Raw genomic sequence first — 320 nt, 5'->3', positions numbered from 1 at the left:
ACCGGGCCAGCCGGGCGGGGTCGTCGCCGTCCGTGTGCAGGTCCACGGGGCAGCCGTGTTCGGCGGCGACCTCCAGGACGGCCTCGACGTATCCGGACGGGTCCGGGTCGAGGTCGGGGTGGCCGCCGACCGCCCCGGCGCCCATCTTCACCGCGTCGCGGAGCATCGCCAGGTTGCCCGCCCCGGCGACGCCGGTGAGCAGCCGGGGGACGGCGACCGGGGCCAGGTCGGCCAGACCGCGCAGCGAGCGCCGGGCCTGGAGGACGGCTTCGAGCGCCGCCAGCCCCTGCGGGCCGCCGATCCGTACGTGCGAGCGCAGG

1 pseudogene is annotated in these 320 nt (G+C 78.4%); it reads right to left on the bottom strand.

The window, feature by feature from the left end:
- Window positions 1-320, bottom strand: a pseudogene (locus G3I41_RS17595) (hydrolase); the annotation flags it as partial.

Source organism: Streptomyces sp. SID9727 (assembly GCF_010550605.1).
In the GTDB taxonomy this organism is placed as follows: domain Bacteria; phylum Actinomycetota; class Actinomycetes; order Streptomycetales; family Streptomycetaceae; genus Streptomyces.
This window is presented reverse-complemented; position numbering and strand designations above follow the sequence as displayed.